The following is a 7703-nucleotide window of genomic DNA, read 5'->3' as shown; positions in this document are numbered from 1 at the left end:
CGAGGAGACACCCCGCCCCGGCCCCCCGCCCCGCCACCTGCCGACAAGCCCGCCACATCCAGCCCCGCCGGCGTTTGAGGCGCGGGTCCGGGCAGCGCCCGGCAGACAGCCCGCACCCGGCCTAGTAAGACTTCGGTAGGCCCAGGGTTTGGTGGGAGATGAAGTTCAGGATCATCTCGCGGCTCACCGGGGCGATGCGGGACACGCGGGAGGCGGTGATGAGGGAGGCCAGGCCGTATTCGCGGGTGAGGCCGTTGCCGCCGAGGGTGTGGACCGCCTGGTCCACCGCACGGACGCAGGCCTCCGCCGCGGCGTACTTGGCCATGTTCGCCGCCTCGCCCGCCCCCATGTCGTCGCCCGCGTCATACAGGCGGGCCGCCTTCTGCATCATCAGGCGGGCCAGTTCCAGCTCGATGTGCGCCTGGGCCAGCGGGTGGGCCACGGCCTGGTGCGCGCCGATGGGCGCCTTCCAGACCTGGCGGGTCTTCGCGTAGTCGACGGCCTTGGCGAGGGCGTACCGGCCCATCCCGATGGCGAAGGCGGCGGTCATGATCCGCTCGGGGTTGAGTCCGGCGAACAGCTGGAGCAGACCCGCGTCCTCGTCGCCCACGAGGGCGGAGGACGGCAGGCGTACGTCGTCCAGGGTGAGTTCGAACTGCTTTTCCGCGGCGGCCAGTTCCATGTCGATGACCGAGCGGGTGAAGCCGGGGGCGTCGCGCGGGACGATGAACAGACAGGGCTTGAGGCTGCCGGTGCGCGCGTCTTCGGTGCGGCCGACGATGAGGGTGGCGTCGGCGATGTCGACGCCGGAGATGAAGACCTTGCGGCCGGTGAGGATCCAGTCGTCGCCATCGCGGCGGGCCGTGGTGGTGATCCGGTGGGAGTTGGATCCGGCGTCGGGTTCGGTGATGCCGAAGGCCATGGTGCGGCTGCCGTCGGCGAGGCCGGGCAGCCAGGCCTGCTTCTGGGCGTCCGTGCCGAAGCGGGCGATGACCGTGCCGCAGATGGCGGGCGAGACGACCATCATGAGGAGGGGACTGCCCGCGGCCCCGAGTTCTTCCAGGACGATGGAGAGTTCGGCGATGCCGCCGCCTCCGCCGCCGTATTCCTCGGGGAGGTTGACCCCGAGGTAGCCGAGCTTCGCGGCGTCGGCCCACAGCTCGTCGGGGTGGCCTCCTTCGCGGGCGACGCGGGTGAGGTAGTCGCGGCCGTAGCGCTGTCCGAGGGCGGCGACGGCGGCGCGCAGGGCGTTGTGCTCTTCGGTTTCGATGACGGTGCTCATGCTTGCGGTTCCTCCTGGACTACGGCGAGCAGGGCGCCGAACTCGACCTGTTGGCCGGTGGCGACGTGGAGCGCGGTGAGCGTGCCGGAGGCGGGAGCGAGGATGCGGTGCTCCATCTTCATGGCCTCCAGCCAGAGCAGGGGCTGGCCGGCGGTGACGGGGCTGCCGGGGGCCAGGCCCTCGGCGACGCGGACGACGGTGCCGGGCATGGGGGCGAGCAGTGAGCCCGGTTCGGTGCGGTCCTGGGGGTCCGGGAAGCGGGGAACGGGGGTGAAGGTGTGGGCGCCGAGGGCGGAGTCCACGTAGATCTCGGTGTTGTTCGAATTTTGTTTCACGTGGAACGCACGCCGGATTCCCTCGACTTCGAGGGTGACGAGGGTGGGGGTGGTGGCCACCACGCGGATCCCGGGGTGGTTCACCGGGTGGTACTGGACCTCGTGCTCGACGCCGGCGGACCGGTAGCGGCGGGTCTGCGGCTGGGAGCGGACGTTGCGCCAGCCGCCGAGGCGGGCGGCGAGGGGGGCGTCCGGGCCGGGGGCCGCTTCGGCGAGGGCGGCGGCGAGGGCGGCCGGGGTGGCGTCCGGGGCGCCGCCGGTGAGGGTGTCGAGGTGGCGGTCGTAGAAGCCGGTGTCGAGCTGCCCGGCGGCGAACTCCGGGTGCCGCAGGGAGCGTACGAGGAGCTCGCGGTTGGTGGTGAGCCCGTGGATGCGGGCTCCGGCGAGGGCGGCGGCGAGGGCCCGGACGGCTTCGGCGCGGGTGGGGGCGTGGGCGACGACCTTGGCGAGCATGGGGTCGTAGTGGATGCCGACGGTGTCCCCGTCGGTGAAGCCGGTGTCCACGCGGATCTCGCCGGGGATGGCGAGGGTGTGCAGGGCGCCGGTCTGGGGCCGCCAGTCCTGGGCGGGGTCCTCGGCGTAGAGGCGGGCTTCGACGGCGTGGCCGGTGGGCTGTGGGGGTGCCGGGGGCAGGGCTGCGCCCTCGGCGACGCGCAGCTGGAGGGCGACGAGGTCGAGCCCGAAGACGGCTTCGGTGACGGGGTGTTCGACCTGGAGGCGGGTGTTCATCTCCAGGAAGTACGGGCGCCCGTCGGCGGTGACGAGGAACTCGACGGTGCCCGCTCCCTCGTAGGAGACCGCGCGGGCGGCGGCGACGGCTGCGGTGTGCAGGCTCTCCCGCAGGTCTTCGGGCAGGCCCGGTGCGGGGGCTTCCTCGATGACCTTCTGGTGGCGCCGTTGGAGGGAGCAGTCGCGGGTGCCCAGCGCCCAGACGGTGCCGTGGGCGTCGGCGAGGATCTGCACCTCGACGTGGCGGCCGCGTTCGACGTAGGGCTCGGCGAAGACCTCGCCGTCCCCGAAGGCGGAGCGGGCCTCGGCCGAGGCCGCGTCGAGGGCCTCCTTGAGCTGGTCGAGGTCGCGGACCACGCGCATGCCCCGGCCGCCTCCGCCGGCCGCGGCCTTCAGGAGGAGGGGCAGGTCGGCGGGGGTGGCGGTGGCCGGGTCGACGGGGTCGAGGAGGGGCACCCCGGCGGTGCGCATCAGTTCCTTGGCCCGGGTCTTGGAGGCCATGGCCTCGATGGCCTCGGGCGGCGGGCCGATCCAGGTCAGTCCGGCGGCCAGGACCTCGCGGGCGAAGTCGGCGTTCTCGGAGAGGAAGCCGTAGCCGGGGTGCACGGCGTCGGCGCCCGCGGCCAGGGCGGCCTTGATGATGAGGTCGCCGCGCAGGTAGGTGTCGGCGGGGGCCGCGCCGGGCAGCCGTACGGCCGCGTCGGCGTCGCGGACGTGCAGGGCGTCGGCGTCCGGGTCGGAGTGGACGGCGACGGTGGCCAGGCCCAGGGCGCGGGCGGTGCGGAAGATCCGGACGGCGATCTCGCCGCGGTTGGCGACGAGGAGGGAGGTCAGGTTCGTCATGTGCGGGCTCACATCCGGAAGACGCCGAAGCCGCCACGGGCGCCCTCGACGGGGGCGTTGTGGACGGCCGACAGGCACAGGCCGAGGACGGTACGGGTGTCGCGCGGGTCGATGACCCCGTCGTCGTAGAGCCGCCCGGACAGGAACATCGGCAGGGACTCGGACTCGATCTGCGCTTCGACGAAGGCCCGCATCCCGGCGTCGGCCTCCTCGTCGTACGGGAGTCCCTTGGCGGCGGCGGACTGGCGGGACACGATGGAGAGCACTCCGGCCAGCTGCTGGGGGCCCATGACGGCGGACTTGGCGCTGGGCCAGGCGAAGAGGAAGCGGGGCTCGTAGGCGCGGCCGCACATGCCGTAGTGGCCGGCGCCGTAGCTGGCGCCGATGAGTACGGACAGGTGCGGGACCTTCGAGTTGGAGACCGCGTTGATCATCATCGAGCCGTGTTTGACGATGCCGCCCTGCTCGTACTCCTTGCCGACCATGTAGCCGGTGGTGTTGTGGAGGAAGAGGAGGGGGATGTCGCGCTGGTTGGCGAGCTGGATGAACTGGGCGGCCTTCTGGGACTCGGCGCTGAACAGCACGCCCTGCGCGTTGGCGAGGATGCCGACCGGGTAGCCGTGCAGGGTGGCCCAGCCGGTGACGAGGCTGGGGCCGTAGAGGGGCTTGAACTCGTCGAAGTCGGAGGCGTCGACGATCCGGGCGATGACCTCGCGCGGTTCGAAGGGGGTCTTGAGGTCGGGCGGGACGATGCCGAGGAGTTCCTCGGGGTCGTGGAGGGGTTCCTCGGCCTTCGGCGGGTCCTGGTGCGGCTTGCGGTGGTTCAGTCGGGCCACGATGCGGCGGGCCTGGCGGATGGCGTCGTACTCGTCGAGGGCGTAGTGGTCGGCGAGTCCGGAGACGCGGGCGTGCATGTCGGCGCCGCCGAGGGACTCGTCGTCGCTCTCCTCGCCGGTGGCCATCTTGACCAGGGGCGGACCGCCGAGGAACACCTTGGAACGGTCCTTGATCATGATGGTGTGGTCGGACATCCCGGGGATGTACGCGCCTCCGGCGGTGGAGTTGCCGAAGACGACGGCGACGGTCGGGATGCCCTCGGCCGAGAGCCGGGTGAGGTCGCGGAAGACCGCGCCGCCCGGGATGAAGATCTCCTTCTGGGAGGGCAGATCGGCGCCGCCGGACTCCACGAGGCTGATGCAGGGGAGGCGGTTCTGGCGGGCGATCTCGTTGGCGCGCAGCGCCTTCTTCAGCGTCCACGGGTTGGAGGCGCCGCCGCGGACGGTGGGGTCGTTGGCGGTGATCAGGCACTCGACGCCCTCGACGGTGCCGATGCCGGTGACCATGGAGGCGCCGACGGGGTAGTCACTGCCCCAGGCGGCGAGCGGGGACAGTTCCAGGAACGGGGTGTCGGGATCGAGGAGCAGCTCGACGCGCTCGCGCGCCAGGAGCTTGCCGCGGTCCTGGTGGCGGGCCGTGTACTTCTCGCCGCCGCCCTGCAGGGCCTTGGCGTGCTCGGCATCGAGGGTGGCGAGGCGCTCCAGCGCGGCGGTACGGGCCTGCGCGTGATCGGGGGCGTGCGGGTCGACGGTGGTGCCGAGGCGGGTCATGAGGTGGCCTCCGGGGCCGGGAGGAGGGCGACGGGGATGTCGAGGTGGCGGGCGCGGAGCCATTCGCCGAGGGCCTTGGCCTGGGGGTCGAAGCGGTGGCCGGAGGCGACGCCGTCGCCGAGGATGCCGGTGACGGTGAAGTTCAGGGCTCTCAGCTGCGGCAGCTCGTGGCGGGCGACGGGGAGGCCGCGGGTCTCGGGGAGCAGGGCCTTGAAGGCATCCACCGTGAGCGTGCGGTGCAGCCACTCCCAGGCGGGGTCGGTCTCGACCCAGACCCCGACGTTGGCGTCGCCGCCCTTGTCGCCGCTGCGGGCCCCGGCCACTGCGCCGAGCGGCGCGCGGGTGGTGGGCCCTGCGGGGCCGCTCTCCCCCACCCCGCCCCTTCCCGAATCCGGGGGCTGCGCCCCCGGCCCCCCGTCCCGGGGCTCGGCCCCGGACCCCGCGGGGGCTCCGCCCCCGGGCCCCCGCTCCTCAAACGCCGGAGGGGCTGAACATGCGGCGGGGCCTGCCGACGAGGCCTGAATGGGCATGCGCGTCCCGTCCGGGAGGACCGCCACGTGCGGGACCTCGTCCGGCGGGATCAGGGTCGAGGTGAAGACGCCGTAGGGCTGGGCCGGGCCGGGCGGGGCGCTGACGTGGAAGCCCGGGTAGCTGCCGAGGGCCAGTTCGATCGCCGCCGAGGTCAGGGCGCGGCCCACCCGGTCCGGGGACGGGTCGCGGACGACCAGTCGCAGCAGGGCGGAGGCCGTCTCCTGTGTGTCGGCGTTCTCGTGGTCGGTGCGGGCCAGGGTCCAGGTCGCGTCGGCCACGCCCTCCAGCACCTCGGCGAGTTGGGTACGGACGAGGTCCGCCTTGGCCTCGATGTCCAGGCCGGTCAGGACGAAGACGACCTCGTTGCGCCAGCCGCCGATCCGGGTGACGCCCACCTTCAGGGAGGGCGGCGGGGCCTCGCCGCGCACTCCCGTGATGCGTACCCGGTCGGCGCCCTCGTCGGTCAGCCGGACGGTGTCCAGGCGGGTGGTCACGTCCGGGCCGAGGTACCGCACGCCCTGGGTCTCGTAGAGGAGTTGGGCGGTGACGGTGCCGGTGGTGACGGCTCCGCCCGTGCCGGGGTGTTTGGTGATGACCGCCGAGCCGTCCTCTGAGATCTCCGCCAGCGGGAAGCCGGGGCGGCGGACGTCGTGCCGGGCGAAGAAGGAGTAGTTGCCGCCGGTGGCCTGGGTGCCGCATTCCAGGACGTGGCCCGCGGCCACCGCCCCCGCGAGCCGGTCGTGGTCGTCCCGGGCCCAGTCGAACCACCAGGCCGCCGGGCCGCTGACCAGCGCCGCGTCCGTGACCCGGCCGGTCACCACCACGTCGGCGCCCGCCCGCAGGCAGGCCGTGATCCCGGCGCCCCCGAGATAGGCGTTGGCGGTCAGGGCCCCGTCCACCTGCGCGGTGAGGTCGTCGCCCTCCACGTGGGCGACGCGCACCGGAACGCCCGCCTTCGCCGCCAGGGCCCGTACGGCGTCGGCGAGTCCGGCCGGGTTGAGGCCGCCGGCGTTCGCGACGATCCGTACGCCGCGCTCGTGCGCGAGCCCGAGCGTCTCCTCCAGCTGGCGCAGGAAGGTCTTGGCGTAGCCGAGGTCCGGGTTCTTCAGGCGGTCGCGGCCCAGGATCAGCATGGTCAGCTCGGCCAGGTAGTCGCCGGTCAGCACGTCCAGCGGGCCGCCGGTCAGCATCTCGCGCAGGGCGCCCGAGCGGTCCCCGTAGAAGCCCGAGGCGTTGCCGATGACGAGCGGGCGCCGGGTCACCGCGCGGCTCCCGGTTCCCGGCCGGCTCCCGCCGGGCCGGCGAACGCCTGGGCGATGTCCAGCCAGCGGTCCGCGTCGGGGCCGGTCGCGGTCAGGCGCAGGTCGGCGCGGTGGGCCCGCTGGGTCACCAGGAGGCAGAAGTCGAGCGCCGGGCCGGTGATCCGCTGCGGGGCGTCCGGCGGGCCGTACGTCCACACCTGCGGGCCGTCGGGGGCCGTCAGCTCCACCCGGAACTGCTCGGCGGGGGCGGGCAGTCCGCGTACGGCGTAGGCGTAGTCGCGGGCCCGTACGCCGATCCGCGCCACGTGCCGCAGCCGCGCGGTCGGGGTGCGGCGCACGCCGAGCGCGTCGGCGACGTCCTGGCCGTGGGCCCAGGTCTCCATCAACCGGGCGCTGGCCATGGAGGCGGCCTTCATCGGGGGCCCGTACCAGGGGAAGCGGGTGTCGGGCGAGGCCGCGGCCAGCGCCTCGTCGAGGGCGGCGCGCGTGGTGCGCCAGCGGGTGAGCAGCTCGGCGGGGGCCAGCTCGGCGCCCTCGCGCGCGCCCTCGTCGACGAAGGTGTCGGGGGCCTTCAGGGCCTCCTCGACCATGTGGCCGAAGCCGGTGGCGTCGGTGAGGGAGAGCAGCGAGGCCCGGTCGGTCCAGTGCAGGTGGGCGATCTGGTGGGCGACGGTCCAGCCGGGCGCGGGGGTGGGCCGGGCCCAGTCGGGGACGTCCAACTCCCCTACCAGGGAATCCAGTTCACGGCCTTCCTCGCGCAGATCTGCGAAGACGGCGACGGCTGCGTCGACGGCGGACGGATCGGGCACGGTGCGCTCCCCTTCTCGGCGTGAGGGGAAGACTGGCAGCACCCGGCAAAACAATCAAGCATGCTTGCATGATTTTCTCGGGCGGCGACACCTTCCCGCCACGCGAGCCAAACCACCCCACCGGAAAGGCAGTTGCCACCCCGCGCACCGGCCGCAGGTCCCGCCGCCCGGCGGCCTACGCGAACGGCGGGGGCGATTTCGGCCGTAAGCCGGAAACTCGCGATACGTCACCGGATGTCCCGTCGATACTGAACGTTCCGCTCCGGGCCCGGGCGGGCGCACCCAGTTCGTGTCACTCGACGCAC

At 73.4% G+C, this 7703-nt stretch carries 5 protein-coding genes; all 5 read right to left on the bottom strand.

The features are described 5' to 3' along the window. Positions 1-121 precede the first annotated feature (121 nt). Positions 122-1282, bottom strand: coding sequence for an acyl-CoA dehydrogenase family protein (locus ACFY0D_RS37745; protein WP_390802403.1), 1161 nt, complete (start codon positions 1280-1282; stop codon positions 122-124). Beyond that, positions 1279-3189: a biotin carboxylase N-terminal domain-containing protein gene (locus tag ACFY0D_RS37740; RefSeq protein ID WP_390802402.1), complete on the bottom strand. Its 1911-nt coding sequence runs from the start codon at positions 3187-3189 to the stop codon at positions 1279-1281. Before ACFY0D_RS37740 ends, ACFY0D_RS37745 begins: the two co-directional genes overlap by 4 nt. Positions 3190-3197: 8 nt before the next feature. After that, positions 3198-4796, bottom strand: a complete 1599-nt coding sequence (locus tag ACFY0D_RS37735; RefSeq protein WP_390802401.1) for an acyl-CoA carboxylase subunit beta — start codon at positions 4794-4796, stop codon at positions 3198-3200. Continuing rightward, on the bottom strand, positions 4793-6517 hold the full coding sequence (locus ACFY0D_RS37730; RefSeq protein WP_390802408.1) for an acyclic terpene utilization AtuA family protein: 1725 nt from the start codon (positions 6515-6517) through the stop codon (positions 4793-4795). The genes ACFY0D_RS37735 and ACFY0D_RS37730 overlap by 4 nt, the downstream gene beginning before the upstream one ends. A gap of 68 nt (positions 6518-6585) precedes the next feature. Further along, positions 6586-7398: a TIGR03084 family metal-binding protein gene (locus tag ACFY0D_RS37725; protein WP_390802400.1), complete on the bottom strand. Its 813-nt coding sequence runs from the start codon at positions 7396-7398 to the stop codon at positions 6586-6588. Positions 7399-7703 lie beyond the last annotated feature (305 nt).

The organism is Streptomyces sp. NPDC001502 (assembly GCF_042894785.1).
GTDB classification, from domain to species: Bacteria; Actinomycetota; Actinomycetes; order Streptomycetales; family Streptomycetaceae; genus Streptomyces; species Streptomyces kutzneri.
Note: the sequence above shows the minus strand (reverse complement) of the source record. Positions and strands in the feature narration are given on the sequence as shown.

Excerpts from the sequence above, each read along its gene's own strand:
- ACFY0D_RS37740 (WP_390802402.1), bottom strand. The coding sequence starts at position 3,189 with ATGACGAACCTGACCTCCCTCCTCGTCGCCAACCGCGGCGAGATCGCC.
- ACFY0D_RS37730 (WP_390802408.1), bottom strand. The coding sequence starts at position 6,517 with ATGCTGACCGGCGGCCCGCTGGACGTGCTGACCGGCGACTACCTGGCC.
- ACFY0D_RS37745 (WP_390802403.1), bottom strand. The coding sequence starts at position 1,282 with ATGAGCACCGTCATCGAAACCGAAGAGCACAACGCCCTGCGCGCCGCC.
- ACFY0D_RS37735 (WP_390802401.1), bottom strand. The coding sequence starts at position 4,796 with ATGACCCGCCTCGGCACCACCGTCGACCCGCACGCCCCCGATCACGCG.